Here is a 26,784-nt window from a genome sequence, read left to right on the forward strand (position 1 = left end):
GTTAGCAGATTTTTCCTGACTCCACATGGGCGCTCTCGTCCAGTCGCCTGAGGGAAATTCACAGCGTCCGCGCGGGCTGAAACCGGCGTATTGACGGGCCGATCCCCTATTCAGGGCTCACTGGGTATAATGCGCCGCCTTCAAGGTCAGGCAACGCTCGTTCAAGGCGGTTCGCCAGTCGCTGATTTTATGCACACACATTTGCCAGGTGGTTTTATGGACAGTATCAACAGCCGCATCGCCGAGGAACTCGGCGTCCGCCCGCAACAGGTCGAAGCGGCCGTAGCGCTACTGGATGAAGGCTCAACGGTGCCTTTCATCGCTCGCTACCGCAAGGAAGTCACTGGCAGCCTCGATGACACTCAACTGCGTCATCTGGAAGAGCGCCTGCGCTACCTGCGCGAACTCGACGAGCGCCGCATCAGCATCCTTGCCAGCATCGAAGAGCAAGGCAAGCTGAACCCTGAACTGGCGCGCGACATCAAGCTCGCCGACACCAAGACCCGCCTTGAAGACTTGTACCTGCCGTATAAGCAGAAGCGCCGCACCAAAGGCCAGATCGCACTGGAAGCCGGCCTGGGCGAGCTGGCCGACGGCATCTTCAACGATCCGACCCTGACCCCTGAAACCGAAGCCGCGCGCTTCGTCGATGCCGAAAAAGGCTTCGCCGACGTCAAAGCCGTACTTGAAGGCGCCAAATACATTTTGATGGAGCGCTTTGCCGAAGACGCGACGCTGCTGGAAAAGCTGCGCAGCTTCCTCAAGCACGAGGCCGTGATCAGTGCCCGGGTAGTGCCAGGTAAAGAGGAAGAAGGCGCCAAGTTCCGCGACTACTTCGGACACGACGAGCCACTCAAGAGCATGCCGTCACACCGCGCGTTGGCGATCTTCCGGGGTCGCAACGAGGGCGTGCTGAGCTCGGCCCTGAAAGTCGGTGAAGAGCTACCAGGCACCCTGCACCCCTGCGAGATGATGATCAGTGAGCGCTTCGGCCTGCAGAATCAGAACCGTCCTGCGGACAAGTGGCTGGCGGAAGTCGTGCGCTGGACCTGGAAGGTCAAGCTGTACTCCAGCCTCGAAACCGACCTGCTCGGCGAGCTGCGCGAAGGTGCTGAAACCGAAGCGATCAACGTCTTCGCTCACAACCTGCACGACCTGTTGCTGGCCGCTCCAGCGGGGCCGCGCGCCACGCTGGGCCTCGACCCGGGCCTGCGCACGGGCTGCAAGGTCGCCGTGGTCGACTCCACCGGCAAATTGCTGGACTACGCCACGGTTTACCCGCACGTACCGAAAAACCAGTGGGATCAGACCATCGCCGTGCTGGCAGCCCTGTGCGCCAAGCACTCGGTTGACCTGATCGCGATCGGCAATGGCACCGCCAGCCGCGAAACCGACAAGCTGGCCGGCGACCTGATCAAAAAGTACCCAGGCCTGAAGATGACCAAAGTCATGGTCTCCGAAGCCGGCGCTTCGGTGTACTCGGCGTCGGAACTCGCCGCCAAGGAATTCCCGGACCTCGACGTTTCGATCCGCGGCGCCGTGTCCATCGCCCGCCGCTTGCAGGACCCGCTCGCCGAACTGGTGAAAATCGACCCGAAATCCATAGGCGTTGGCCAGTACCAGCATGACGTATCGCAGCTGAAGCTGGCCCGCGGCCTCGACGCAGTGGTGGAAGACTGCGTGAACGCCGTCGGTGTGGATGTGAACACCGCCTCTGTCGCCCTGCTGGCGCGGATCTCCGGCCTGAACACCACGCTGGCGCAGAACATCGTTTCCCATCGTGACCAGAATGGCGCGTTCAAAACCCGGGCTGCGCTGAAGAAAGTCCCGCGCCTGGGCGAGAAAACCTTCGAACAGGCCGCAGGCTTTCTGCGCGTCATGAGCGGTGACAACCCGCTGGATTCGTCCGCGGTTCACCCTGAAGCGTATCCGCTGGTGCAGCGCATTGCCGCCCAGACCGATCGCGACATCCGCTCGCTGATCGGCGACGCAAGCTTCCTGAAGCGTCTCGACCCCAAGAAATTCACAGATGAAACCTTCGGGCTGCCGACCGTCACCGACATTCTTCAAGAGCTGGAAAAACCAGGCCGAGATCCGCGTCCGGGGTTCAAGACCGCTGAGTTCCAGGACGGCGTTGAAGACTTGAAGGATCTTCAGCCGGGTATGATCCTTGAAGGCGTTGTCACCAACGTCACCAACTTTGGTGCATTCGTTGATATCGGCGTTCATCAGGACGGTTTGGTACATATCTCTGCGCTTTCGGAGAAGTTCATCAAGGACCCTCGCGAGGCGGTCAAAGCCGGCGATGTGGTGAAGGTCAAGGTGATGGAAGTGGACATCCCGCGTAAGCGCGTGGGTCTGTCGATGCGCATGAGCGATACACCGGGTGAGAAGGTAGATGGCGCTCGCGGTGCCCGTCCGGGAGCCGCGCCGCGTCAGCAGCAAAGCAATGCCCCTCGCAAGGAAGCCGCCACCCCGGCGCCGAGCAATAACCCGATGGCGTCGCTGTTCGCCAACGCCAAGCAACTGAAGAAGCGCTGATGGATATCCCTGACGAACTGACCCAGAGCGCCTACTTCAAGACGCTCGGATGCCGAGTGGTGCAACTGGACGAAGGCGTTGCTGTGGTGGCCTTGCCGCTTGAGCCACACCTGCGCAATCGCGGCAACGTCATGCATGGCGGCGCGCTGTTCAGTCTGGTCGACATCACCATGGGCCTGGCCTGCTCCAGCGCCCACGGCTTCGACAAGCAAAGCGTCACCGTGGAATGCAAGATCAATTACATGCGCGCCGTGGCCGAGGGCGAAGTCATCTGCACCAGCACGGTGCTGCATGCCGGACGCCGAACGCTGGTGGTTGAAGCTGACGTTCGCCAGAACGACAAGCTGGTTGCCAAAGCGCAGGGCACGTTCGCGATCGTCTAGCTGTCCGATAGCGTTATGAGTTAATTTCGGCACTGTTCAGCAGTGTCGAAATTTTCTGATTTCCTAGTAGGAACGATCAGCGACGGGCATCGGCGTTAGGGCCATCGACGAGGCGAAAACGCCAGTTCCTTTCTTCACCCTTGTAGACCGCCATATCGCCCCCATATAGGGCCGACTGACGCGTGAAGGATTCCAACTTGAGCGAACTTCTCAACCGCCGCCTGACTCTGCTTGGCGAGCACTCCAACCTCTCCCTTCTGGAGAAGTGCTTGCACGGCATCGAGCGTGAATGCCTGCGCGTTACGGGCGAAGGCCGTCTGGCACAAACCCCGCACCCGGAAGCCCTCGGCGCGGCGTTGACCAATGAGCAAATCACCACCGATTACTCCGAGTCTTTGCTGGAGTTCATCACTCCGGCCTTGGCCAACCCGGCCGACACGCTGGAAAGCCTGGAGAAGATTCATCGCTTCGCATACAGCAAACTGGGCAGCGAATACATCTGGAGCCCTTCGATGCCGTGCCCGCTGCCGGCCGAAGCGGATATCCCGATCGCCTATTACGGCACCTCCAATATCGGCAAGCTGAAATATGTCTATCGTCAGGGCCTTGCCTTGCGTTACGGCAAAACCATGCAGTGCATCGCCGGCATTCATTACAACTTCTCGCTGCCCGAAGCCATCTGGCCCGTGCTCAAGCAGGACGCGAAATTCGAAGGTGATGACCGCGACTTCCAGTCCGAAAGCTACATCGGCCTGATTCGCAACTTCCGTCGTTACAGCTGGCTGCTGATGTACCTGTTCGGCGCATCGCCGGCGCTGGACGCCAGCTTCCTGCGCGGCCGCTCGCATCAGCTTGAGCAGTTCGACGCCGACACGCTGTATCTGCCGTACGCCACCAGCCTGCGGATGAGCGATCTGGGTTATCAGAGCAATGCCCAGGCGGACCTGACGCCTTGTTACAACGATCTGCTGACCTACACCGACAGCCTGCGCCGCGCGGTGGCAACGCCCTACGCGCCCTACGTCGAGATCGGCACACACAAGGATGGCGAGTGGATTCAGCTGAACACCAACGTCCTCCAGATCGAGAACGAGTACTACTCAACGATACGCCCGAAACGCGTCACCTACTCCGGTGAGCGTCCGATTCAGGCGCTCGTCGCGCGCGGGGTGCAGTACGTGGAAGTCCGCTGCCTGGACATCAACCCTTTCCTGCCGGTCGGCATCGACCTTGAGCAATCGCGCTTCATTGATGCGTTCATCCTGTACTGCGCGCTGCACGACAGCCCGCAACTGGCGAGCAACGAATGCGGCAACGCCAGCACGAACTTCCTGACCGTGGTCAAGGAAGGTCGCCGTCCCGGTCTGCAATTGAACCGCAACGACACGACAATTGACCTGAAGGTCTGGGCCAACGAGATGCTGGACACGATCAAGCCGATCTGTGAACTGCTCGACGCCAGCCAGGGCACGGATCAGCACGTGCAGGCGCTGGAGGTTCAGCGGGCAAAAGTCGCAGACGCTTCTCTGACGCCTTCAGCAAAGGTGCTGGCGGCGATGACCGAGCACAAGGAAGGCTTCACGGCCTTCTCGCTGCGCCAGTCACAGATTCATGCCGAGCATTTCCGCAGCAATCCGCTGAGTGCCGAAGACCAGACCCATTTTGAAAGCAAGGCGCGCGAGTCTCTGGCTCAGCAAGCGGAGCTGGAACAGACCGAAGAGAAAGTGGATTTCGATACGTTTGTGGGTGCCTATCAGGCAAGCATTCTGGCGATCAGCAACTGATCAGAGTGGGTCGTGTCATCACTGACACGACCCGATCAACCCTGTGGGAGTACCACGCCCTTCCTACATTGGATTTCGGTCGTTCAGCACCTGAGCAGCTGACCCACCGCCTTCGCGAGCAAGCTTACTCCCACAAGGTTTGTATCGAACCGAAAATGCGCGTCAGGCTTCAGGTCCTGACGCGCTTCGCTTAAATCGCCTTTTCGAAAATCTTCGAATTACGCTGGTAGTTGTAGAGCGACGCACGTGCGCTGGGCAGGCGATCAACACTGCTGGCCTCGAAACCGCGCTCCTGGAACCAGTGGGCGGTGCGCGTGGTGAGGACGAACAGGGTTTTCAGACCCAGTGCCCGGGCGCGTTCTTCGATGCGTTCAAGCAGCTCGTCACCGCGCCCGCCGTGGCGGTACTCGGGGTTCACTGCCAGACAGGCCAACTCACCCGTTTCGGAATCGGCAATCGGGTACAGCGCGGCGCAAGCGATGATCAAGCCTTCGCGCTCGACCACGCTGAACTGCTCGATTTCACGCTCAAGCACTTCCCGCGAACGACGCACCAGGATGCCCTGCTCTTCAAGCGGCGTGATGAGGTCGATGAGCCCGCCAACGTCGCCAATCGACGCTTCGCGCACCAGTTCGAACTGCTCCTGGGCCACCAGTGTGCCGCCGCCGGCGCGGGTGAACAGCTCCGAGAGCAGCGCGCCATCTTCGGCGTAGCTGACGATATGGCTGCGCGCCACACCACCACGACAGGCCTGAGCCGCCGCATCCAGCAGCTCCGCCTGGTAGTTGCTGCCCAGCCGCTGAAGGTGCGCGGGGACCTGTTGTGGGCGCAGCTCACGAACCAATCGGCCCTGCTCGTCCAGCAAGCCTGACTCGGCGCCAAACAACAGCAGCTTTTCCGCCCCCAGATCAATCGCCGCACGCGTCGCAACGTCTTCGCAGGCAAGGTTGAAAATCTCGCCTGTGGGCGAATACCCCAGCGGTGACAGCAACACGATGGAGCGTTCGTCGAGCAGCCGGCTGATGCCCTTGCGGTCGATGCGGCGTACTTCACCGGTGTGTTGGAAATCGACGCCTTCAAGGACGCCGATCGGACGCGCCGTGACGAAGTTGCCGCCTGTGACGCGCAACCGCGAGCCCTGCATCGGCGAGGCGGCCATGTCCATCGACAGACGCGCTTCGATGGCGATCCGCAGGGCGCCGACGGCGTCGATCACGCATTCAAGGGTGGCGAAATCGGTCACGCGCATGTCGTGATGAAAATGCGGCGTCAGGCCACGGGCCTGCAAGCGGCTTTCGATCTGCGGGCGGGAGCCGTAAACCAGTACGAGGCGCACGCCAAGGCTGTGCAGCAACACGAGGTCGTGGACGATGTTGCCGAAGTTCGGGTGCTCGACGCCATCGCCTGGAAGCATGACGACGAAGGTGCAATCCCGGTGGGCATTGATGTAGGGAGACGCGTGGCGGAGCCAATTAACGTAATCGGGCATATCCGAAAGGAGCCTGTAGTAGATGGACGAAGGGTGGAAACACTCAAGACGGCATGAGCTTTATCGTCGGAACAGGCATCGCAACACGCGTACTCTCCTTTTCGGTTGATTCTGAGACAGGCCCTGCCTCATGCAGCACCTGGGTGCACTTAAGGGGTACCCAGGCAGTAATGTTCGATCAATTGACGTAACAGACGCACTGTAGGCTGCAAACGTGACATTTCAAGATACTCACCGGGCTGGTGCGCGCAGGCAATGTCCCCAGGCCCCATCACGATGGTTTCGCAACCAAGGCGCTGAAGATAAGGCGCTTCGGTGCCAAATGCCACTGCTTCGGCCGTATGACCGGTCAGACGCTCGGCGATTCGCACCAGTTCCGCGTCGGCGCTTTCTTCAAAAGGTGAGACTTCCGAAAACAGTGGCGCGTAATCGATCTGCACCTGATGCAGCTCGGCGACGGGCTGCAGTTTTTGCCTGATAGCGTCCCGCAGCACTTCAGGGTCCATGCCCGGCAGTGGACGCAGGTCGAACTCCAGCGAGCATTGCCCGCAGATCCGGTTCGGGTTGTCGCCGCCATGGATGCAGCCGAAGTTCAGGGTCGGTTGCGGCACGCTGAACTGCGGATTGCGGTATTGCTCCTGCCATTGGCGGCGCAGGCCTTTGAGCTCGCCGATGGCGTCGTACATGGCTTCAAGGGCGCTACGCCCCAGGCTCGGGTCAGAGGAGTGACCGCTGCGGCCGAGGATCTCGATGCGCTCCATCATCACGCCCTTGTGCAGGCGGACCGGCTTGAGGCGCGTCGGCTCGCCAATAACCGCCGCGCGACCCAGCACACCGCCCGCTGCAGCCAAGGCCTTGGCACCTGCCATGGAGCTCTCTTCGTCGCAGGTGGCGAGGATGATGAGCGGCTGCTTGAACGGCTGATCGAGCAGCGGTTGAAGCGCCTCGATGGCCAGCGCGAAAAAGCCCTTCATGTCGCAGCTGCCCAGTCCTACCCAGTTGCCGTCGACTTCGGTCAGCTTGAGCGGATCGGTCTTCCACAACGCATCGTCGTAAGGAACGGTATCGCTGTGGCCCGCCAGCACCAGCCCGCCGGGGCCAGTGCCAAACGTCGCCAGCAGATTGAACTTGCCGGGGCTTACCTGCTGGATGTCGCAGGCGAAACCCAGATCACCCAGCCATCCCGCCAGCAGGTCAATGACGGCGCGATTGGACTGGTCGAGCGCTGGCTGCGTACAGCTCACAGACGGCGCTGCGATCAGGGCGGCGAACTGGTCTTTCATGGACGGCAACGGCATAGGCGACTCCGGTGATGGGGTGCGACACGCCAGCCATCATAGGTCGATTGGCCCGCATGAATAAACTGTCTCGGTTGATGTCCTGTACACTGCACGGCCCACGCAGCTGTGTCGATTCCGGCTGCGCCCCTCGTTATCAGCGATAGAGCGTTTGGATTCTCCGGCCATGCAGAAAGAAACCGAAATCAAACTCCGCGTCAGCCGCGAAACCCTCATAGCCCTGCGCGAGCACCCGTTGCTGAAGAAGCGCAACAAGGGTGGCTGGGAGCGTCTGGAGCTGTTCAATCAGTACTTCGACACCCCCGAGCGTGAGCTGGCCCATGCCAAGGTTGCGCTGCGGCTGCGTCGCGACGGCGACGCGATCATTCAGACCCTCAAGACCCGCGGCCAGAGCGTGGCGGGCCTGTCCGAGCGCAACGAATACAACTGGGACGTGCCCAAGGCCAAGCTGGACCTGAAGAAGCTCGACGGCGAATGCTGGCCCGAGCAACTGGCGGATCTGGACAAGAAAACCATCAAGCCGGTGTTCACCACTGATTTTGTCCGCGAGAAAGCGGAAATCGCATGGGGCCGTGGCAAGACCAAGGTGGTGATCGAAGCAGCACTGGACCTGGGCAAGGTTGTCGCTGGCAAGCAGCAGGAAGAAATCTGCGAGCTGGAACTGGAGTTGCGCGAAGGCGACCCTGCCGCCCTGCTGGAACTGGCCGCAGAGCTGGCCGAGAAGCTGCCGCTGATGCCCTGCGATATCAGCAAGGCCGAGCGCGGCTATCGTTTGTTCGACGCCAGCAGCTACTCGATCAAGCTGCCGACGCCCGAGCTGCATGGCGAACTCTCGGTAGACGACGCGTTTAACGCCATCGCCTGGTTCCTGCTCGGCAGCAGCCAGCGTCTGGCCGAACAATACCGCTTCAACGGCCACTGGAGCCTGTTGCAGGAATGGGTCGAAGTGCTCGCTGAACTGCGCGCCCTGGCCGGCAGTCTGGGCCAAGCCGCTCCGCGCTCAACGACCCATGACCTGCGCGCCGCGCTGGACGCCTTGCTGGAAGACTGGCGCACGCTGGTGCTCGCCGGCCAGGAAGATGGCGATGTACGCGCCGCTGCCCATGAGCAGTTCATCGAAGAGTTGCAGGACACCCGCTGGGGCCTGTTCTCACTGACCACCTCACGCTGGTTGATGGCGCGCAGCTGGACGGTCGAGCGCAATAATCGTGGCAATCGTCAGGGCCACGCGATGCTCAGCAGCTGGGTGCCGCGCTTCCTGGGTGATGAAGCCACCGCGCTGAACCTGCCGCGCTACCAGCAGCAGCCGGAAGACCTTGCCGAGCAACTGCCACGCATCGAGCGCATCCAGGTCTGGCTGCACTATGCCCGCCAGGCCCTCGACCTGCCTGAGCTGGACCGCTTGTATGGCGAGTTGAACAAGCTCGAGCAACTGGCGCATCTGGACATCACCGATGAAATCCTTGATGCCCGCGTCCAGCAAACCATCACCGTCCTGCAAAGCCGGGCGTGGAAGACATTGTTGAAGTTGTAAGGCGCTGGCAGTAGGACCGGCTGACGCTGTTTTGGTAGGACCGGCTTCAGCCGGGAAGAGGCCAGTAATAGCACCCTCAATTTTTGCAGTGTGCCTACCTACGCTTTCCCGGCTAAAGCCAGTCCTACGAAAGGCGCGCGGGTGTCAGTAGGACCGGCTTCAGCCGGGAAGAGGCCAGTAATAGCACCCTCAATTTCGCAGTGTGCCTACCGACGCCTTCCCGGCTAAAGCCAGTCCTACGAAAGGCATGCGTGTGTCAGTAGGACCGGCTTCAGCCGGGAAGAGGCCAGTAATAGCACCCTCAATTTCGCAGTGTGCCTACCGACGCCTTCCCGGCTAAAGCCAGTCCTACGAAAGGCATGCGTGTGTCAGTAGGACCGGCTTTAGCCGGGAAGAGGCCAGCCGCCCCTCAATTTTTGTAGTATGTCCAACGACGCCTTCCCGGCTGAAGCCGGTCCTACGAAATGCGCGCAGTATGTCAGTGGGACCGGCTTTAGCCGGGAATTCGCACCCTATCTGCCAATTGGCAAGCTCGTCGTCGATTTGATTTCCGACAGCGCCACGGTCGAATTCACTTCCTGAATCCCCGGCACCAGCGAGAGCTTTTCGAAGAAGAATCGCTCGTACGCTTCGATGTCCGGCGTGACGATGCGCAGCAAAAAGTCCACCGACCCCATCAGCACATAACACTCCAGCACTTCCGGGAAACTACGGATTGCCTCAGTGAATTCAGTGAAGTTGGACCGACCGTGGGCGTTGAGTTTTACCTCTGCAAATATTTGCGTATTCAAGCCGATCTTCTTGCGATCCAGCAGCGTCACCTGCCGTCGGATAACGCCCTCATCTTTGAGCCGCTGGATCCTGCGCCAGCAAGGCGATTGCGACAGGCCCACCTGCTCGGCGATTTGCGCGCTGGACAGCGACGCATCCTCCTGCAGCAGCGCGAGAATCTTCCGGTCGTAGGCATCCAGCTCAATTTGCATACTCAATTCCTGAAAGGAAGCTGCGGCACATAAACAAGTCCAATACAGCCTAATACAGCGCATCTCCGATCAGAAATTTCTTTTTCAACGTGTAAGACTTTCTGCCATTCAACGTCATTGCCACGACGAGATTGTCAGGAGATATCCCATGCCGCATTTCGACGCCGCCAGCCCTGCCCCTTTCCGCCACGATGCCTGGTCGGTCGGCAATGCTCATTGCCTGTCGCGCTACCAAATCCTCGCCGAGGCAGAAGCTGACGTGCTCTGCCGGCTGCTCAACCTCTTCGCGATGCAGTACCTGATCCCCCAACAGGTCAGTCTGCTGCAGCAGGACGGCATGCTGATGGTGAATGTCGAGGTGGGCGGCATGACGTGGCACCGCGCTCAGGTGATTGGCGAAAAAATGCGCAATCTGGTCAGTGTTTGCTCGGTTGAACTTGAACCCATGGGCAATTTGCACGTCGTAACCGAGGTCGTCTCACTCGCCGCCAGTTGAGTGCTCCGAAAATATTGGCAACGCTTCGCTACCGGCAGGGCGCTACAACTGGCACGCTTGGGACTACTCTTGCTCAACACCGAAGTAAGCCGTCTCGTCCGAAGGAGCCTGCATGTCCGTCCTCGCCTCATCATCTCAGGACCGCTGGCTGGATCTGAACGAAGTATTGCGTGACCTCGTCGCGCAGGGATACCTCGACCAGGACAACGCCGAATATGCGCTCACGCTGCGCCGAGCCGCGCAGAATCTCCACGCCCACCCGCTCGAACTCATCGCCACCCAGCAGTTCGACAATCACAAGCGGCCCGGCAAGAAACTAGACCTCGAAACCCTGACTGCCTGGCTGGCGGAGCAATCGGGCCAGCCCTATCTGCGCATTGACCCGCTGAAGATCAACGTCGCCGCCGTGACCCCGTTGATGTCCTACGCCTTTGCCCAGCGCCACAAGATTCTTGCGGTGGACGTCGATCGCGACGCAGTAACCATCGCCAGCGCGCAACCGTACGTGAATGCATGGGAAGCCGACCTCACCCACGTGCTGAAGATGCCGATCAAGCGCGTCGTCGCCAATCCCGTGGACGTACAGAAACTGGCCGTCGAGTTTTACCGGCTGGCAAAATCGGTCAGCGGCGCGAGTGCCAGCGATCAGAAAATCAGCAACATGGGCAACTTTGAACAGTTGCTCAAGCTCGGCGCCAGCGATCAGGAGCCGGACGCCAACGACGCGCACATCGTCAATATTGTCGACTGGCTGTTCCAGTACGCCTATCAGCAGCGGGCGAGCGATATTCACATTGAGCCCCGGCGCGAGGCCGGTACCGTCCGCTTCCGCATCGACGGCGTGCTGCACAACGTTTATCAATTCCCGCCCCAGGTGGCGATGGCCGTGACCAGCCGCCTGAAAAGCCTGGGCCGGATGAACGTGGCCGAAAAGCGCAAGCCCCAGGATGGCCGGGTGAAGACCAAGACGCCCGACGGTGGCGAGGTGGAGCTGCGGTTATCGACGCTGCCCACGGCCTTCGGCGAAAAGATGGTCATGCGGATTTTTGACCCGGAAGTGCTGCTCAAGGACTTCGACCAGCTCGGATTCTCCGGCGATGACTTGCGTCGATGGGAGGGCATGACCCGACAGCCCAACGGCATTATTCTGGTGACCGGCCCGACCGGTTCCGGCAAGACCACCACGCTGTACACGACGCTCAAGATGCTGGCGACTTCGGAGGTGAACCTCTGCACCATCGAGGACCCGATCGAGATGGTGGAGCCGGCGTTCAATCAGATGCAGGTGCAGCACAACATCGATCTGACCTTTGCCAGCGGCGTGCGCGCGCTGATGCGGCAAGACCCGGACATCATCATGATCGGCGAGATTCGCGACCTGGAAACCGCAGAAATGGCGATTCAGGCAGCGTTGACCGGTCACTTGGTGCTGTCGACCCTGCACACCAACGACGCGCCCAGCGCCATTAGCCGTCTGCTGGAGTTGGGTGTGCCGCATTATCTGCTCAAGGCAACGATCCTCGGCGTGATGGCGCAGCGTCTGGTGCGCACACTGTGCCCGCACTGCAAGGCGCCGATCGACATGGATGAGGTTGACTGGCAGACCCTGACGCGGCCATGGCAGGCACCCGTGCCAAGCGGCGCGCACCGGGCGGTGGGTTGCGCGGAGTGCCGTGACACAGGTTATCGCGGGCGTGCGGGGGTGTACGAGATCATGCTGATGTCCGATGCCGTGAAGTCGCTGATCACGGCGGACCTGGACCTGACGGCGTTGCGCCGTCAGGGCTTCAAAGACGGCATGCGCAGCCTGCGCTTGTCCGGCGCACAGAAGGTCGCGGCGGGCCTGACGACGGTTGAAGAGGTGCTGCGTGTGACACCGCAGAGCGAACAGCGCTAAACCGCCCCCACACGGGAGATGACCCGTCGCGCAGCAAACGCCGTCCATGTGGGAACGAGCTTGCTCGCGAAGGGGATCTCATAACCGCTGGATATTGAGCGGATGTCCCGGCCTTTTCGCGAGCAAGCTCGCGCCCACAGTTCCGATCAACCCTGGCACAGGCCTGAACTGACCGCAGTCCATTACTGGTCCGGCACCCCGAAATCCAGCACCACTTTCATCGCCTGCTGCTTGTCCCCCGCCAGCTCGAACGCCTGGACCGCGTCCTGAAACGCAAGGGTGTGGGAGATCACCGGCGTCACGTCGATTACCTTGCGGTTGAGCAGGTCCACCGCCTGAGCGAACTCGGGGTGGAAGCGAAAGGTGCCGCGCAGATCGATTTCCTTGCCCACCACGAGGTTCAGCGGAATCGCCACATCGCCACCGAGCCCGACTGTCACCACAATCCCGCGCGGGCGCATGCAGGTCAGGCCATCGCGCAAGGCTTGCGCGCTGCCGGAGGCCTCGAACATCACGTCGAAATAACCCTTGTCGGCGGTATAGCGCGCCAGTGCTTCAGGCTCGTCGCGCAGATTGTGGGTTTCGCTGGCACCCATGCGCCGCGCGCACGCCAGAGCGCTATCGCTCAGGTCCGCGGCAATGATCTGCAACGCACCTGCCGCACGCAGGCTGCCGATCAGGAGGTTGCCGATTGGACCGCAGCCGGTCACCAGTACGCGCTTGCCGAACACGCCACCGGCGCGCTGGATCGCATGAAGCCCGACCGACAAGGGCTCGGCCAGTGCGCCTTCAGCCAGCGTCGTGGTCGGCGCCAGCGCATGGGCCTGGCTTGACTCGATCACAAGACGCTCGCGGAACGCGCCCTGAATGTGCGGAAACGGCATCGCGCTGCCGTAAAAACGCATGTTCAGGCAATGGTTGAGCAGGCCTTCGTGACAGTATTTGCAGTCGCCGCACGGCCGTGACGGCGACACGGAAATCCGTTGCCCGACGCTGAAAGCGCTCTGGGCGTCGCCGACTTCTTCAATGACCGCCGAGATTTCATGGCCGAGAACCATAGGCTCTTTCAACCGAACGGCACCGAAACCGCCGTGCTGGTAGTAGTGAAGATCCGAGCCGCAGATACCGCCGCGAGCAACGCGTACGCGCAACTGGCCGGCAGACAACGGCAACGCTTCGGTACCGGGCTCGACACGCAGGTCTTTCGCGGCATGGCAGACAATCGCTTGCATCATCGTTCTCCGGATTACAGCGATGCCGTAATGGCACCGTCGACGTAAAGAATATGGCCATTGACGAAGCTGGCTGCGTCCGAGGCCAGAAACACCGCCGCGCCCGCCAGCTCCGACACTTCGCCCCAACGACGGCTCGGCGTGCGCTGCACCAGCCAGTCGCTGAATTCGGTATTGGCGACCAGCGCAGCATTCAGCTCGGTCTTGAAGTATCCCGGTCCGATTCCGTTGACGTTGAGACCGAAAGGGCCCCAGTCGATCGCCATGCCCTTGGTCAGCATCTTCAGCGCGCCTTTGCTGGCGGTGTACGGCGCGATACCCGGCCGGCCCAGCTCGCTTTGCACCGAACAGATGTTGATGATGCGCCCGCGACCACGGGGATCATGCAGCGCGCGACGGCCTGGCCGACGAAGAACGCACTGTCGAGGTTGGTGCGCATCAGCTCGTGCCAATCTGCCTCGGCGAACTCCGCCAGCGGCCCGCGCCGTTGGATGCCGGCGTTGTTGACCAGGACTTCCACCGGCCCGACGCGTTCTTCGATGTCCTGAACCGCAATGGCGACCGCCGCACTGTCCGTCACATCAAAACTTTGTGTGTGAACCCCATGACCCTCGGCCGCCAGGGCCTGGGCAGCTGATTGCAGCGTCTTGGCATTGCGGCCGTTGAGCACGACCGTGGCGCCCGCTTCGGCCAGACCCCGGGCAATCGCCAGACCAATGCCCGCGCTGGAGCCGGTGACCAACGCTACCCTGCCGTCGAGACGAAAACTTTCCAGAACAGCCATGACACCCTCCTATTGTTTTTGCGGCTTGAATCTCTATTGGCTGCGCCAGCCGTTCCTCCGCTCAAGCACAGAAGCCGCGCAGAATGCAGTTACCTTACTCTGCCCGATCGATTTCCCACCGTCATCAACCGTGACCCTCTGAACGATGATCAACTCCCGGGACCAGCCGACTTGGCAGGCCGTCGCACTATGACGCCCTTTGCCTGGGGAACTAGAGCAGGGAACGGCGTATCAAATCGTTTCAGAACAAACAAACATCGGAGTACCTCTCATGCGTCTCAAACTTGCTGTAGCTACGTTAGCCTTGCTTTCCCTGCCGGTCGGTTCAGCGATGGCTGACGGTTTTCTGCGGGACGTGCTGTCGTCTGGTGCCACAACCGGTTCCACCTACCTTACCTTCCGTCACCACAAGCTGATCGTCGCCGCACAAGACGACGCTGGCAGCTTCGTCGCCAGCAACGGCGAAATCCGCGGGCCATACCTGGAAGCAGCCATGGATCAGGTGCGCAAAGACAATCCGGCCCTGAAGGCATCGGACATGGACCTGGCAAACGCCATCCTGGCGAAGAATCTGGTTGCCGAGCAATAAGTCGGACCTGTTGTGACGAGTTGGCGGCATAACGTCAATCTCGCTTCCACAAAAAAGCCGCTCATCCGAGCGGCTTTTTTATGTCTGACCGACCGGCTTATTCGCCGATCAGCGCCTTGTAGCCCGCTGCGTCGAGCAGCTTGCCCAGGTCCGCGGCATTGGCTGGCTTGACCTTGAAGATCCATGACGCGTATGGCGCCTCGTTCAATGCCTCTGGGCCATCAGCCAGCGCCTCGTTGACCTCGACGACTTCGCCCGCCACTGGCGAGTAGATGTCAGACGCAGCCTTTACCGACTCAACGACACCTGCCTGATCACCTGCGGCCGAGAAAACTTTCCCAACCTCAGGCAGCTCGACGAACACGACGTCACCCAGCGCTTCCTGCGCATGATCAGAGATACCGACAACGATCAGATCACCCTCTTGCTTGGCCCACTCGTGGCTCTCGGCAAAACGCAGTTCGGCGGGAATAGTGCTCATGTTCTTCTCCTCTCTACTTCATCAGGTCAGCGGAAAAACCCGCCAGGGATGGCTTCAAAATCAGGGTTATATCAGGGCCTTGCCGTGACGCACGAATGCGGGTCGAACCACTCGGACCGGGTACCACTTGCCCCGGATTTCAACCTCGGCACGGTCAGCGGTGGCCATCGGCACTCGCGCCAGCGCGATCGACTTGCTTAGCGTAGGAGAGAAACTACCACTGGTGATCTCTCCTTCGCCAACTTCCGCTATTCGGACGACCTGATGAGCGCGCAAAACGCCTCGTTCTTCAAGGACCAACCCAACAAGCTTGGAGGGAATCCCTCGCATGCGCTCTGCTTCGAGTGCAGCGCGCCCGATGAACGTGCGGTCTTCAGGCATCCACGCGACCGTCCAGGCCATGTTGGAGATCAGGGGCGAAACCTGCTCGTCGATTTCCTGACCGTACAGGTTCATCCCTGCTTCCAGGCGCAGCGTATCGCGGGCGCCCAGACCGATCGGCGAGATACCGGCGCCGACCATGTCGTTGAAGAAACTGCAGGCCTCGGTTGCTGGCAGGATGATCTCGAGGCCGTCTTCACCGGTATAACCCGTGCGGGCAATGAACCACTCGCCCTCTTGCTGGCCTTCGAAGGGTCTGAGGGTGTGGATAAGCGCGGTGCGTTCCTGATTAACCAGTTCGCCGATCTTCTGCCGGGCGTTCGGCCCCTGAATGGCAAGCATCGCCAGTTCCGAGCGGTGCTTGACGCGCACGTCGTAGCCGGCAACGTTGGCGTTCATCCAGGCCAGATCCTTATCGCCGGTGGCTGCGTTGACCACCAGGCGATAACCCTCGTCGGTCAGGTAGACGATCATGTCGTCGACGATACCGCCCTGGGTGTCCAGCATCGCGCTGTAAAGCGCCTGCCCGGTCTGTTGCAACCTGCCGACGTCGTTGGCCAGCAGATGTTGCAGCCAAGGCTTGGCCTGGCTGCCGGATACGTCGAGCACATGCATGTGCGACACGTCGAAAATCCCGCAATCCCGGCGCACCTGATGGTGCTCCTCAACCTGCGATCCGTAGTGCAAGGGCATGTCCCAACCACCAAAATCAACCAGCTTCGCGCCAAGCGCGAGGTGCAGGTCAAAGAGGGGCGTACGCTGTCCCATGGGTTTCTCCTTCCGGGCGTGGCGAAGACGCGGTCACTGGCAATCCCGCAGATCCCCCGTGAATTGGGGTCTGACACCATTGCTAATTTGAGGAATTGTCTGACAGACCGAGTCGATTGCGGCGCATTGTAGCCGCAAGGTTAGGACCCCGCACCTAACCAATCGGTCTGGCCGAACGTCTAATCAGCCCGATGACCGGCAGCAGCCCGACGAACACCAGCGTCAGCGCAGGCAATGCCGCACGCGCCCACTCACCTTCGCTGGTCATTTCGAAGATGCGCACCGCCAGCGTGTCCCAGCCAAACGGCCGCATGAGCAGTGTGGCGGGCATTTCCTTGAGGACATCAACGAAGACCAGCAGCGCAGCGCTCAACGTGCCGGGTATGAGCAGCGGCAGATAAATCCTGAAAAACAATCGCGGGCCGCTGACCCCCAGACTGCGCGCGGCTTCGGGCAGTGATGGACGAATGCGCGACAGGCTGTTCTCGAGCGGCCCGTACGCGACCGCAATGAAGCGCACCAGGTACGCAAGCACGAGCGCCCCCAGGCTGCCCAGCAGCAAAGGCCTGCCAGCGCCGCCCAGCCAGCTGGATAACGGCACGACCAGTTCCCGGTCCAGATAACTGAACGCCAACATGATCGACACCGCCAGCACCGAGCCGGGCAGTGCGTACCCAATGTTGGCGACGCTGACGCCCGCGCGAATGGCGCGGGTGGGGGCAAGGCGCCGGGCAAACACGAGGATCATCGCGACGCACACCGTGACCAGCGCAGCGATGCCGCCCAAGTAAAGCGTGTGCAGGATCAACCCGGCGTAGCGCTCGTCGAGGTCGAAGCGCCCGCGTTGCCAGACCCAGACAATCAGCTGCAACAGCGGCACCACAAACGCGCAGGCGAACACCAGCCCACACCATGTGCTGGCGGCGACGGCTTTCAGGCCATGCAGGTGATACAGCGCATTGACCCTCGGACGCTCGTTGCTCGGTCGGCTCGCCCCCGTGCGCGATGCTCGCCGTACAGCAGGACCATGACGGCCAACAGCAGCAGGCTCGCCAGTTGCGCCGCGCTCGACAGGCTGAAGAAGCCGTACCAGGTTTTGTAGATGGCGGTGGTGAAGGTGTCGAAATTGAACACCGACACCGCGCCGAAATCCGCCAGGGTTTCCATCAACGCCAACGCGACCCCAGCACCGATCGCCGGCCGCGCCATGGGCAATGCCACGCGCCAGAACGCTTGCCACGGCGACTGCCCCAAAATGCGGGCGGCCTCCATGAGGCCTTTGCCCTGCGCCAGGAATGCCGTGCGCGCCAACAGATAGACGTAGGGGTAAAACACCAGCACCAGCACGATGATCACGCCACCGGTCGAGCGCACTCGCGGCAGACGCAGGCCGGAGCCGAACCACTCGCGCAACAGCGTCTGCACCGGACCTGCGAAATCCAGCAATCCCACAAAGACAAACGCCAGCACATACGCCGGGATGGCAAACGGCAGCATCAGCGCCCAGTCGAGCCAGCGCCGCCCCGGGAACTCACACAGCGCCGTCAGCCACGCGAGACTCACGCCCAAGACCGTAACGCCCAGCCCGACGCCGAGCACCAGCGTCAGGGTGTTGCCAAGCAACCGTGGCATCTGGGTTTCCCAGAGGTGGGACCAGATCTGCTGATCGACGGTTTGCCAGGAGGACAGCAGCACGCTCAACGGCAGCAGCACCAGCGCGGCGATGGTGAAAACCAGGGGTACCAGCGACGCTGGGGAGAGTGGGCCAAAGGGGTTACTCATGGAGAGTTGCGGGTTGCCGAAGCCCTTGGGGGAGCGACCGGGGTGGCGCTCCACCTTGCTCGCGAAGAGGCCGGCACATCCGCTAGATCTCCAGCGATTGAAATGCCGTCTTCGTGAGCAAGCTCACTCCCACAGGATCTTCACCAAAATGCAAAAACCGGCGTTAATCCGGGCTTTTTTTGCGAGAGATCAGTTCCATCCAGCACGGTCCATCATGCGAATCGCTTCGGCCTGCCGCCGACCGGCCACTTCAACCGGGATTGTGTCCGCCTTGAATGCGCCCCAGCTCGCCACTTCTTCGGACGGTGCGACTTTCGGGTTGGCCGGGAATTCCTGGTTGGTGCCGGCGAATATCGTCTGGGCTTCGGGGCCCGTCATCCATTCCACCAACGCCTTGGCGGCGTTGGCATGGGGCGCGTACTTGGTCAGGCCAATGCCGGAAAGATTGACGTGCACGCCGCGATCCGACTGATTGGGCCAGAACAAGCGCACGGCAAGGTCCGGATTGTCCTTGTGCAAGCGACCGTAGTAGTAAGTATTGACGATGCCGACGTCGCATTGGCCGGCATTGATGGCTTCCAGCACCGCGATGTCATCGGAAAACACATCGGTCGACAGGTTATTCACCCAGCCTTTGAGGATCTTTTCAGACGCCTCGGCGCCGTGGGTTTCGATCAGCGTGGCGGTCAGCGACTGGTTGTAGACCTTCTTGGCGGTACGCAGGCAAAGACGTCCTTCCCACTGTTTGTCGGCCAGCGCTTCGTAGGTGGTGAGTTCTTCAGGTTTGACGCGATCGGTGGAGTAGGCGATGGTCCGCGCGCGCAGGCTCAGGCCGGTCCAACTGTGAGTGGAAGAGCGGTATTGCGGGGGAATATTCGCGTCGATGACCGGCGAAGTGAACGGCTGCAGGATACCCATCTGTTCCGCTTGCCAGAGGTTGCCTGCGTCGACAGTGAGCAGCAGGTCAGCCGTTGCGTTCTGGCCCTCGGCCTTGATGCGCTGCATCAGCGGGGCTTCCTTGTCGGTGATGAACTTGACCTTCACACCGGTCTTGGCGGTGTAGGCATCGAACACCGGTTTGATCAGCTCGTCGATTCGGGAGGAATACACCACCACTTCATCTGCGGCCTGGGCGGTGCTGCCGAGCACGGTTAAAGCCAGGGCAGCCAAAAGACGCTTGCTCGCCTGCATGCAGGTTCTCCTGATTCGAGAGAGGGGAAAAACGAGGCGAAATGGTAGTGAATCGCATCTACCATCTCAACCGAAGTCAGGATTGAGCCGTTACCGGATGTTGCGGAGTGCTGGCGGTGACCCCCTGAACGCGCGCGGTTTCAGTGGGACCGGCTTTAGCCGGGAAGAGGCCGGCTTCAACGCCATCAGATTCCCCGCGTAGCAAATGGCGCTTTCCCAGCTAAGCCGGTCCCACAGTGAAGCGCGCGGACAGAAAGCGCTGTGCCGTCAGAGCTTCGCCAACTCGGGGAGGTCCCCGGTCAGCCCCAACGCCTGACGCACGAACAATGCTTTGGCTTCTGCCGAATGATCGACCATCTTCAGCCCGGCATTGCGCAGCAAACGAACCGGCAGCGCATCGGCCTGGAACAGCCGCTCGAAGCCTTCCATCGCCGCCATCAACGCCAGGTTATGCGGCATGCGCCGACGCTCGTAACGGCTCAACACACGCTCATCGGCCAGACGCTCTCCGCGCCCGACCGCATCTCGCAGCACTTCGGCGAGCACTGCTGCGTCGAGAAAGCCCAGGTTGACGCCCTGCCCTGCCAATGGATGGATGGTGTGGGCGGCATCGCCGATCAGCGCAAGGCCCGGCGCCACATAGCGCTTGGCATGGCGTTGACGCAGCGGGACGCAAACCCGCGAATCAGCTGAGATCACCTGCCCGAGACAGCCTTCGAACGCACTCTCCAGCTCACGGCAAAAGCGTTCGTCGTCGAGCTTCATCAAGCGCTCGGATTGCTCAGGCGTGACCGACCAGACGATGGAGCACCAGTGCTCACCCTCTCGGTCAAGCGGCAAAAAAGCCAGCGGGCCGTCGTCAGTGAAACGCTGCCACGCAGTTTTGCGGTGGGAATCCGCCGTGCGCACGCTCGTCACAATGGCGTGATGCAGGTAGTCCCATTCCCGCGTTGCGGTGCCGGTCATGCGCCGCACGGTCGAGTTGGCGCCATCGGCCGCGACCACCAGCGGCGCGCGCAATGTGCGGCCGTCGGACAGCGTCAGGAGCCAGTCATCGCCGGAGTGACGCATCTGCTCCAGACGTGCATCGGCCAACAAGCCGATGTCGCTGTCATGCAGACGTTCGACCAGCGCATCCTGCACCACGCGGTTTTCGACGATGTGCCCAAGCACCTCAGCGTGAACGCTTGAGGCAGAAAAATGCACCTTGCCTGTGCCGCTGCCATCCCACACATGCATGTCGCTGTAGGGGCTGACCCGCCGCGCGACGATACCGTCCCAGACGCCAAGCCGCTCGAGGATGCGCTGACTGGCGATGGACAGCGCGCTGACCCGGGCTTCAAATGGGGCATCAGCCACGAACGGTTTGACCGTCAGAGGACCACCATCCACCACGAGGATGTTCAGCCCACTGTCTCGCAGCGCCAGCGCCAGCGCGCTCCCCACCATTCCGGCCCCGACAATCAGCAGATCTGCGCGCGTTTCCATGCTTTAAATCGTTCTCGGTTGTGGCGACGGCCACGAATGAATGGAGTGTTCAGACATCGCTTCGCGTTCCCAGGCCCATGGCCTGACGGGCAAACCAGCTCTTGGCGGAAGGCAGCAGATCCAAACCAAGAAGGCCCAGGTTACGACCCGCCGTGACGAGGGACTGCTGACTGCTGAACAGCCGCGTGACCTGATCGGAGAAGCCGACGGTCAGTTTTTGATCAACCCGCTGACGCTCGCGGTAGGCCTGCAGCGTCGACAGCTCACCCAGCGGCGCGTCACTGACCAGCAGCGCCTCGGCCAGGGAGGCAGCATCACGCAATGACAGGTTGAAGCCCTGCCCTGCAATCGGATGCAGACTGTGGGCAGCGTTGCCGAGCACCACCAGATGGGATCGGATCTGCTCTTCGGCCTCGATCAACGCCAGCGGATAGTTGTGACGCGCACCCACTTGCTTCAGCGCGCCCAGACGGTAGCCGAAGACCCCCTGCAGTTCTTTGAGAAAGCTTCGGTCGTCCAGCGCCATCAGCCGCTGAACGTCATCGCCGGTGCGCGTCCAGACCAGTGCGCAACGATTATCCGGCAGCGGCAGCAACGCCATGGGGCCATTTTCGGTAAACCGCTCGAACGCCTCACCCCCGTGTGCGTCTCCCGGCGTGATGTTGGCGATCAGCGCGCTCTGATCATACGGCGTGTGTCGAACGGCAATCCCCAACTGCTCGCGCAGACTGGAACGGCCGCCGTCGGCCAGCACCGCGAGGTCGCAGGTGAGCAGAGTTTCGTCGTTGAGCGTGAGTTGGTAGCCATCGGGCAGCGCCTGCATGTGCGTGACTTCGGCCGGCACACGCCAACTGATCACGTCCTTGTCCAGCGCCTGCCACAGGCATTGGCCCAGCCAGGCGTTTTCAACCACATAGCCCAGGGCCGGAACGCCTTCCTCCATCGAAGACAGGTGCGCTGCGCCAAACCGGCCTTTGTCTGAAACGTGAATTTTGAGGATGGGCTCGGCGCGGTGGCTGATCTGCTGCCACAGGCCCAGACGTTCGTAGATCTGCCGCGCGCCGAACGACAGCGCTGAAGAGCGGGCGTCGTAGCTGGGCTGGTACGTGTCGCCGGGCGCAAACGGCTCGATCAGGACAATCTTCCAGCCCCGAGCCTTCGCTCCAGCTTGCAGGGCGAGAGCCAGGCTTGCGCCGACCAGCCCGCCACCGACGATGGCCAGATTAAAGCGGCTCATGCGGCTTGCGTTCGTGCGGCGGCCATTAACGCCTCGATCTCGGCCACGGTCTTCGGCACATCACCCGTCAGGATTTCACAGCCTTTTTTGGTCACCACGACGTCATCCTCGATTCGCACGCCAATCCCGCGCCATTTTTTAGCGACGGCCTGATTGTCCGGGGACACATAAATACCGGGCTCGACCGTCAGCGCCATCCCGGCCTCCAGCACACGCCATTCTCCGCCGACCTTGTATTCGCCGACGTCGTGCACGTCCATGCCCAGCCAGTGTCCGGCGCGGTGCATGTAAAAAGCTTTGTACGCTTCGGCGGCAATCAGTTCATCCACCGCGCCTCGCAGCAGCCCAAGTTCAACCAAGCCTTCGGTGATGACCCGAACCGTCGCCTCGTGGGCCTGATTCCAGTGATTGCCGGGTTTGATCGCCGCAAACGCTGCTTCCTGGGATTTGAGCACCACCTCGTAAATCGCTTTCTGTTCGGCGGAGAATTTGCCGCTTACCGGGAAGGTACGGGTGATGTCACTGGCGTAGCAATCAATCTCGCAACCGGCATCGATCAGCACCAGATCGCCGTCTCTGAGCGGCGCGTCGTTCTCCTGATAGTGCAGGATGCAGGCGTTGCGCCCCGACGCGACGATCGAACCGTATGCCGGCATCTTCGCGCCGCCCTTGCGGAATTCGTAATCGACCTCCGCTTCCAGGCTGAACTCGTAGAGCCCGGCGCGACTGGCCTGCATCGCCCGCACGTGGGCTCGGGCCGAGATCTGTGCCGCCTCGCGCATCACTTTCACTTCGGCCGCCGATTTGTACAGGCGCATGTCGTGCAGCAGGTGATCCAGCGCAACGAACTCTTTCGGCGGCTGCGCACCCAGATGCGCTTTGGACCGGATGACGTTGATCCACTCCATCACATGCCGGTCGAATTCGGGGTTGCTGCCCATGGACGAATACACCCGGTCGCGACCCTCAATGAGGCCGGGCAGGATGTCGTCGATGTCGGTGATCGGGAAAGCATCTTCGGCGCCGTACTCGCGCATCGCACCATCCTGACCCGCGCGCAGACCGTCCCACAACTCGCGCTCGGGGTTGCGCTCGCGACAGAACAGGACGTACTCACCGTACTCGCGGCCGGGGATCAGCACGATCACCGCCTCAGGTTCGGGAAAGCCACTCAGGTACTGAAAGTCGCTGTCCTGGCGGTACACATGTTCAACGTCCCGGTTCCGAATGGCCACAGCCGCCGCCGGCAGAATGGCTATGCTGTTGGGCTCCATCTGCTCCATCAACGCCTTGCGGCGGCGGGCATATTCGGCTTTCGGGATATGAATCATGGGCAAGTGCGGTTCTCCGGGAGGTGTGCGTCGGCCATCGCCGCGCATAGGCGGCGTGGCCGAGGCCGCATTGACGCGCTGTCAGTGCAAAGAAGGCTTGGCTTCGTCTTCAGCGTCGGATTTCTGGTTGAACTCGGTGAACAGCAGCAACGGCGCAACGCGCAGGTACTCCATGACTTCCATGTAGTCGCTCTCGCCGTCTTCGGACTCGTCCAGCGCGTCATGAACCTGAGCAATAGCGGCCAAGTCTTGCAGCACGTCCCTGGCATCATCGCTCAGCGACTGACCACCCACCCGGGCAAAGCCGCTGAGGAAACCCTGGCACCACTGGGCCATGGCGGCAGTGCGGGCAGCCAGAGGCTCATCATCGCCGGGCAACAGCAACACGACGGTCATGTCGTCGCCGGTCAGTTCGCTTTTGACCATTGCCTGCAGGCCGATCAGCGCTTGGCGCACTTTGTCGTCAGGCTCTGTTTCCAGCAGCAGATGAGCGTCGGCCAGCCACTCCTCAGCATCGAAGCCTGCGCCGGCGCAACTGCGGCCCAGCAAAAGGCCGTGCAATTCGGCAGGAGATACGTGATGACCACTGCTGGTGAGCAGGGTGGCGAAGCCGTTGTACGGGGAATTCTGAATAGGCATGGGCAACTAGGCGCCAAGCGGCGCAATGTCTAGAATGAAGGCCTTGTATCGTAGCACCGGCAGACGCGCCCAAGCTATCAGGCGATGCCCGGGGCGAATCCAGACGCCAGCGACTGCACCACTCATCTGAAAGTAATCAGTGGAAAACAATGGAAGACAATGACCTGCAAGCGCTGATGGCTCGACTGGAGTTATTGATCAATCGTGTCGAGCAACTAAAAAGTCAAAACGGACTCCTATTAGCTCAGGAAAAATCCTGGCGCGAGGAACGCGCTCAACTCATTGAAAAAAACGAAATCGCCCGGCAAAAGGTCGAGTCCATGATTTCGCGCCTCAAGGCCCTGGAGCAAGACTCATGAGTAATGGCAACAGCATCACAGTGCAAATCCTCGACAAAGAATATTCGATCATCTGTCCGCAAGAGGAGCGCACCAATCTGGTCAGCGCCGCGCGTTACCTGGACGGCAAAATGCGCGAGATCCGCAGCAGCGGCAAAGTCATCGGCGCCGACCGTATTGCGGTGATGGCCGCTCTGAACATTACCCATGACCTTCTGCACAAACAGGAACTGCCACCGGTAAAGGCCCAGGCCAATGGCGCCAATAGCGAGCAGGTTCGCGATTTGCTGGACCGAGTAGACCTGGTCCTTGCCACGGATTCGGATAAAGCACAAGGCTGATTGTTCGGACATCATTCGGTATACTTGCGACCGCTCCCTGGAGTGCTTGCCAGTCGGTCATGTCCCTGAGCCGATACGCACAACCACGGGGGTTGCACGTTGGGGTTGGTGTGCATGTCCGCTCGACGGAAAGCCTTAAAACCTCCTGCAATCTCCACCTTGAACTTTCGGGTTCAAGGGCTACACCGACAGCGGTTCGTCGGGGAGTCTCGAACCTTCTACCCATCGCCAGGCGCCCCGTCTGGCGGTGGGCATCGTGAATCGTCTGATTACACGACATCACCTTCTAAAGCCTCACGGACCCGCCAGCATGACCTCATCCGGCGCCGCTCCCCTCCCAGATCACTCAAACCTCTCTCGGCCACAGTTGCGTCGGTTGCTTCGTCACAATCGTCGCGCGCTGAGCCCGGCAGAACAGCGACAGGCGGCAAAGGGTTTGTACCGTCAGCTTGCGCAAAACCCTCTGTTTCGCCGCGCCCGGCACGTTTCTCTCTACCTTCCGATGGACGGTGAGATCGACCCGCGCCTGCTGCTTCGTGCCGCTCAAAAACGCGGCAAGACCACGTACTTGCCAGTGCTCAGTGCCTGGCCGCGAACGAAAATGGTGTTTCAGCGCGTCCGCCCTGGTGAGAAGTTCAAGCCGAACCGGTTCCGTATCCCGGAGCCACGTATCAATGCCAGGCGACAGCGCAAGATCTGGACGCTGGATCTGGTGCTGATGCCGCTCGTGGGGTTCGATCCGGAAGGGGGACGCCTTGGCATGGGTGGCGGCTTTTACGACCGCAGCCTGGCGTATCTCGCACGCCGTAAAACCTGGCGCAAGCCGATATTGCTAGGGCTGGCCCATGAGTGTCAGAAAGTCGCGAAGCTGGCGGTCGCCAGTTGGGACGTCCCGTTGGCGGGAACGGTGACGGATAAGCGTTGGTATATGGCGGGGTGAGTCGTCATCGAGGCGCGCTCTGCGAGGAAAGCGCGCTGCGAAAGAGCGGTTTAGCGGCGGAGCTGTGGCTGCTGTTGCTGAGTGATTTCGACCGGCGCGTCAGCCTTGGCAGCCCACAGACTTTGCGCGTAACCGGTGGTGACGATTCCCAAGCCGAACAAAATTGCCAAAATCCACAGTACATCCGGCTTGCGTCGCATTCATCGTCCCCTTTGTAACGAATCAGAATCTAAAATCGATAACGTTTAAACAGGCTGCCACATCGTGCAGCCCTTAAAATCCCGGCATTCTGCGGCAACGTGACGCAACACGCAAATACTGACGCCAGCCGACCGTCGGGTTGTCATCAAACCGTAGGACAACTTTCCCAACACCTGTTCAGGAGCCTTGTAAATGGCCTATTGGCTGATGAAATCCGAGCCCGACGAGCTCTCGATCAGCGGGTTGAAAAAGCTCGGGCAGACGCGCTGGGACGGTGTCCGCAACTATCAGGCCCGCAACTTTCTGCGCGCGATGGCCGTAGGCGATCAGTTCTTTTTCTACCATTCCAGCTGCCCCGAGCCCGGGATCGCCGGGATCGGAGAAATCGTCAAGGCCGCGTATCCCGATCCCACTGCGCTGGACCACAAAAGCCCCTACTACGACGCTAAAGCCACCGAAGAGAAGAACCCCTGGACCGCCCTTGATGTGGCATTCGTCGAGGCGTTTCCGAATGTGCTGGGGCTGGGTTTTCTGAAACAACAAGCTGCCCTTGAGCAGTTGCCGCTGGTGCAGAAAGGCAGCCGTCTGTCCGTCATGCCGGTGACCGACGAGCAATGGGCCGCCGTGCTTGACCTGCGCTGAATTCGGAGTGTCGC

General features: G+C 61.1%; 23 protein-coding genes, 1 other RNA gene and 2 pseudogenes. 12 read left to right on the forward strand and 14 right to left on the reverse strand.

From position 1 onward, the window contains the following. Positions 1 to 216: 216 nt before the first annotated feature. The 3 genes from JN403_RS03135 (at position 217) to gshA (ending at position 4,708) form a co-directional block, all read left to right on the forward strand. Positions 217 to 2,541 (forward strand): Tex family protein, encoded by a 2,325-nt coding sequence (locus JN403_RS03135; protein WP_205485237.1) that lies wholly within the window; start codon positions 217 to 219, stop codon positions 2,539 to 2,541. Beyond that, complete coding sequence (locus tag JN403_RS03140) at positions 2,541 to 2,924, forward strand: PaaI family thioesterase (RefSeq protein ID WP_122623487.1); 384 nt, start codon at positions 2,541 to 2,543, stop codon at positions 2,922 to 2,924. Before JN403_RS03135 ends, JN403_RS03140 begins: the two co-directional genes overlap by 1 nt. Before the next feature lie 197 nt (positions 2,925 to 3,121). Next, the gene (gene gshA, locus JN403_RS03145) at positions 3,122 to 4,708 is read left to right on the forward strand and encodes a glutamate--cysteine ligase (RefSeq protein ID WP_205485240.1); all 1,587 of its coding nucleotides are present in this window, start codon (positions 3,122 to 3,124) and stop codon (positions 4,706 to 4,708) included. 190 nt (positions 4,709 to 4,898) lie between these two features. On the opposite strand, the gene argA is transcribed toward gshA, so the two are convergent. Both argA and argE read right to left on the reverse strand, forming a co-directional pair. Continuing rightward, positions 4,899 to 6,197, reverse strand: coding sequence for an amino-acid N-acetyltransferase (argA, locus tag JN403_RS03150; protein WP_122534074.1), 1,299 nt, complete (start codon positions 6,195 to 6,197; stop codon positions 4,899 to 4,901). A gap of 149 nt (positions 6,198 to 6,346) precedes the next feature. After that, a complete protein-coding gene (gene argE / locus JN403_RS03155) occupies positions 6,347 to 7,495 on the reverse strand; it encodes an acetylornithine deacetylase (protein ID WP_205485242.1) in 1,149 nt (382 codons plus the stop codon). 166 nt (positions 7,496 to 7,661) lie between these two features. On the opposite strand from argE, the gene JN403_RS03160 reads away from it, so the two are divergent. Further along, the gene (locus JN403_RS03160; RefSeq protein ID WP_205485245.1) at positions 7,662 to 9,029 is read left to right on the forward strand and encodes a CYTH domain-containing protein; all 1,368 of its coding nucleotides are present in this window, start codon (positions 7,662 to 7,664) and stop codon (positions 9,027 to 9,029) included. Between the two features lie 512 nt (positions 9,030 to 9,541). Here JN403_RS03160 and JN403_RS03165 read toward each other — a convergent pair. Continuing rightward, positions 9,542 to 10,012 (reverse strand): Lrp/AsnC family transcriptional regulator, encoded by a 471-nt coding sequence (locus JN403_RS03165; RefSeq protein WP_122534077.1) that lies wholly within the window; start codon positions 10,010 to 10,012, stop codon positions 9,542 to 9,544. Between the two features lie 148 nt (positions 10,013 to 10,160). Here JN403_RS03165 and JN403_RS03170 point away from each other — a divergent pair, with 148 nt between their 5' ends. Continuing rightward, positions 10,161 to 10,508, forward strand: a complete 348-nt coding sequence (locus JN403_RS03170) for a hypothetical protein (protein ID WP_205485248.1) — start codon at positions 10,161 to 10,163, stop codon at positions 10,506 to 10,508. A gap of 112 nt (positions 10,509 to 10,620) precedes the next feature. Further along, entirely contained in the window at positions 10,621 to 12,405 is a 1,785-nt protein-coding gene (locus tag JN403_RS03175; protein ID WP_205485251.1) for a GspE/PulE family protein, read from the forward strand. 182 nt (positions 12,406 to 12,587) lie between these two features. Here the strand turns inward: JN403_RS03175 and JN403_RS03180 are convergent, their stop codons facing one another. Together JN403_RS03180 and JN403_RS03185 are read right to left on the reverse strand one after the other, a co-directional pair. Further along, positions 12,588 to 13,640 (reverse strand): L-idonate 5-dehydrogenase, encoded by a 1,053-nt coding sequence (locus JN403_RS03180; protein ID WP_240356796.1) that lies wholly within the window; start codon positions 13,638 to 13,640, stop codon positions 12,588 to 12,590. Between the two features lie 11 nt (positions 13,641 to 13,651). Further along, positions 13,652 to 14,421 (reverse strand): annotated as a pseudogene (locus tag JN403_RS03185) (glucose 1-dehydrogenase). A 271-nt stretch (positions 14,422 to 14,692) separates the two neighbouring features. On the opposite strand from JN403_RS03185, the gene JN403_RS03190 reads away from it, so the two are divergent. After that, on the forward strand, positions 14,693 to 15,010 hold the full coding sequence (locus JN403_RS03190; protein ID WP_065987516.1) for a DUF2388 domain-containing protein: 318 nt from the start codon (positions 14,693 to 14,695) through the stop codon (positions 15,008 to 15,010). A 97-nt stretch (positions 15,011 to 15,107) separates the two neighbouring features. Here the strand turns inward: JN403_RS03190 and gcvH are convergent, their stop codons facing one another. The 8 genes and pseudogenes from gcvH to JN403_RS03230 form a co-directional block, all read right to left on the reverse strand. Beyond that, positions 15,108 to 15,491, reverse strand: coding sequence for a glycine cleavage system protein GcvH (gcvH, locus tag JN403_RS03195; protein ID WP_122534082.1), 384 nt, complete (start codon positions 15,489 to 15,491; stop codon positions 15,108 to 15,110). A 66-nt stretch (positions 15,492 to 15,557) separates the two neighbouring features. Next, a complete protein-coding gene (gene gcvT / locus JN403_RS03200; RefSeq protein WP_205485253.1) occupies positions 15,558 to 16,640 on the reverse strand; it encodes a glycine cleavage system aminomethyltransferase GcvT in 1,083 nt (360 codons plus the stop codon). A 154-nt stretch (positions 16,641 to 16,794) separates the two neighbouring features. Beyond that, positions 16,795 to 18,409, reverse strand: a pseudogene (locus JN403_RS03205) (iron ABC transporter permease). Positions 18,410 to 18,611: 202 nt separating this feature from the next. Next, the gene (locus JN403_RS03210; protein ID WP_205485255.1) at positions 18,612 to 19,613 is read right to left on the reverse strand and encodes an extracellular solute-binding protein; all 1,002 of its coding nucleotides are present in this window, start codon (positions 19,611 to 19,613) and stop codon (positions 18,612 to 18,614) included. Between the two features lie 267 nt (positions 19,614 to 19,880). Further along, positions 19,881 to 21,101 carry a 2-octaprenyl-3-methyl-6-methoxy-1,4-benzoquinol hydroxylase gene (locus tag JN403_RS03215; protein WP_205485258.1) on the reverse strand — a complete coding sequence of 407 codons (1,221 nt, stop codon included), beginning with the start codon at positions 21,099 to 21,101 and terminating at the stop codon, positions 19,881 to 19,883. A gap of 49 nt (positions 21,102 to 21,150) precedes the next feature. Beyond that, positions 21,151 to 22,338, reverse strand: a complete 1,188-nt coding sequence (gene ubiH, locus JN403_RS03220) for a 2-octaprenyl-6-methoxyphenyl hydroxylase (RefSeq protein WP_205485260.1) — start codon at positions 22,336 to 22,338, stop codon at positions 21,151 to 21,153. Beyond that, entirely contained in the window at positions 22,335 to 23,669 is a 1,335-nt protein-coding gene (gene pepP, locus JN403_RS03225; protein ID WP_205487218.1) for a Xaa-Pro aminopeptidase, read from the reverse strand. The genes ubiH and pepP overlap by 4 nt, the downstream gene beginning before the upstream one ends. An 81-nt stretch (positions 23,670 to 23,750) precedes the next feature. Next, positions 23,751 to 24,308: a YecA family protein gene (locus JN403_RS03230; RefSeq protein WP_172610326.1), complete on the reverse strand. Its 558-nt coding sequence runs from the start codon at positions 24,306 to 24,308 to the stop codon at positions 23,751 to 23,753. Between the two features lie 149 nt (positions 24,309 to 24,457). On the opposite strand from JN403_RS03230, the gene JN403_RS03235 reads away from it, so the two are divergent. The 4 genes from JN403_RS03235 to JN403_RS03250 all read left to right on the forward strand — a co-directional run bounded on the left by JN403_RS03235 (position 24,458) and on the right by JN403_RS03250 (position 25,927). Next, positions 24,458 to 24,667 (forward strand): TIGR02449 family protein, encoded by a 210-nt coding sequence (locus JN403_RS03235; RefSeq protein WP_037016503.1) that lies wholly within the window; start codon positions 24,458 to 24,460, stop codon positions 24,665 to 24,667. After that, positions 24,664 to 24,987 (forward strand): cell division protein ZapA, encoded by a 324-nt coding sequence (locus tag JN403_RS03240; RefSeq protein WP_122534090.1) that lies wholly within the window; start codon positions 24,664 to 24,666, stop codon positions 24,985 to 24,987. Before JN403_RS03235 ends, JN403_RS03240 begins: the two co-directional genes overlap by 4 nt. A 31-nt stretch (positions 24,988 to 25,018) precedes the next feature. Beyond that, positions 25,019 to 25,197: non-coding RNA, 6S RNA (ssrS, locus tag JN403_RS03245), on the forward strand. Between the two features lie 100 nt (positions 25,198 to 25,297). Further along, positions 25,298 to 25,927 carry a 5-formyltetrahydrofolate cyclo-ligase gene (locus JN403_RS03250; protein WP_205487219.1) on the forward strand — a complete coding sequence of 210 codons (630 nt, stop codon included), beginning with the start codon at positions 25,298 to 25,300 and terminating at the stop codon, positions 25,925 to 25,927. Positions 25,928 to 25,977: 50 nt separating this feature from the next. On the opposite strand, the gene JN403_RS03255 is transcribed toward JN403_RS03250, so the two are convergent. Next, on the reverse strand, positions 25,978 to 26,127 hold the full coding sequence (locus tag JN403_RS03255) for a hypothetical protein (protein ID WP_122534092.1): 150 nt from the start codon (positions 26,125 to 26,127) through the stop codon (positions 25,978 to 25,980). Positions 26,128 to 26,320: 193 nt separating this feature from the next. Between JN403_RS03255 and JN403_RS03260 the strand changes: the two genes are divergently transcribed. Next, the gene (locus tag JN403_RS03260; RefSeq protein ID WP_205485270.1) at positions 26,321 to 26,770 is read left to right on the forward strand and encodes an EVE domain-containing protein; all 450 of its coding nucleotides are present in this window, start codon (positions 26,321 to 26,323) and stop codon (positions 26,768 to 26,770) included. The last annotated feature ends 14 nt before the right edge of the window (positions 26,771 to 26,784 follow it).

The sequence above is a fragment of the Pseudomonas sp. 15A4 genome, assembly GCF_016925575.1.
In the GTDB taxonomy this organism is placed as follows: Bacteria; Pseudomonadota; Gammaproteobacteria; order Pseudomonadales; family Pseudomonadaceae; genus Aquipseudomonas.

Coding starts and splice junctions, on each gene's coding strand:
- JN403_RS03135 (WP_205485237.1), top strand. CDS start 217: ATGGACAGTATCAACAGCCGCATCGCCGAGGAACTCGGCGTCCGCCCG.
- JN403_RS03140 (WP_122623487.1), top strand. CDS start 2,541: ATGGATATCCCTGACGAACTGACCCAGAGCGCCTACTTCAAGACGCTC.
- argA (WP_122534074.1), bottom strand. CDS start 6,197: ATGCCCGATTACGTTAATTGGCTCCGCCACGCGTCTCCCTACATCAAT.
- argE (WP_205485242.1), bottom strand. CDS start 7,495: ATGCCGTTGCCGTCCATGAAAGACCAGTTCGCCGCCCTGATCGCAGCG.
- JN403_RS03160 (WP_205485245.1), top strand. CDS start 7,662: ATGCAGAAAGAAACCGAAATCAAACTCCGCGTCAGCCGCGAAACCCTC.
- JN403_RS03165 (WP_122534077.1), bottom strand. CDS start 10,012: ATGCAAATTGAGCTGGATGCCTACGACCGGAAGATTCTCGCGCTGCTG.
- JN403_RS03170 (WP_205485248.1), top strand. CDS start 10,161: ATGCCGCATTTCGACGCCGCCAGCCCTGCCCCTTTCCGCCACGATGCC.
- JN403_RS03175 (WP_205485251.1), top strand. CDS start 10,621: ATGTCCGTCCTCGCCTCATCATCTCAGGACCGCTGGCTGGATCTGAAC.
- JN403_RS03180 (WP_240356796.1), bottom strand. CDS start 13,640: ATGATGCAAGCGATTGTCTGCCATGCCGCGAAAGACCTGCGTGTCGAG.
- JN403_RS03190 (WP_065987516.1), top strand. CDS start 14,693: ATGCGTCTCAAACTTGCTGTAGCTACGTTAGCCTTGCTTTCCCTGCCG.
- gcvH (WP_122534082.1), bottom strand. CDS start 15,491: ATGAGCACTATTCCCGCCGAACTGCGTTTTGCCGAGAGCCACGAGTGG.
- gcvT (WP_205485253.1), bottom strand. CDS start 16,640: ATGGGACAGCGTACGCCCCTCTTTGACCTGCACCTCGCGCTTGGCGCG.
- JN403_RS03210 (WP_205485255.1), bottom strand. CDS start 19,613: ATGCAGGCGAGCAAGCGTCTTTTGGCTGCCCTGGCTTTAACCGTGCTC.
- JN403_RS03215 (WP_205485258.1), bottom strand. CDS start 21,101: ATGGAAACGCGCGCAGATCTGCTGATTGTCGGGGCCGGAATGGTGGGG.
- ubiH (WP_205485260.1), bottom strand. CDS start 22,338: ATGAGCCGCTTTAATCTGGCCATCGTCGGTGGCGGGCTGGTCGGCGCA.
- pepP (WP_205487218.1), bottom strand. CDS start 23,669: ATGATTCATATCCCGAAAGCCGAATATGCCCGCCGCCGCAAGGCGTTG.
- JN403_RS03230 (WP_172610326.1), bottom strand. CDS start 24,308: ATGCCTATTCAGAATTCCCCGTACAACGGCTTCGCCACCCTGCTCACC.
- JN403_RS03235 (WP_037016503.1), top strand. CDS start 24,458: ATGGAAGACAATGACCTGCAAGCGCTGATGGCTCGACTGGAGTTATTG.
- JN403_RS03240 (WP_122534090.1), top strand. CDS start 24,664: ATGAGTAATGGCAACAGCATCACAGTGCAAATCCTCGACAAAGAATAT.
- JN403_RS03250 (WP_205487219.1), top strand. CDS start 25,298: ATGACCTCATCCGGCGCCGCTCCCCTCCCAGATCACTCAAACCTCTCT.
- JN403_RS03255 (WP_122534092.1), bottom strand. CDS start 26,127: ATGCGACGCAAGCCGGATGTACTGTGGATTTTGGCAATTTTGTTCGGC.
- JN403_RS03260 (WP_205485270.1), top strand. CDS start 26,321: ATGGCCTATTGGCTGATGAAATCCGAGCCCGACGAGCTCTCGATCAGC.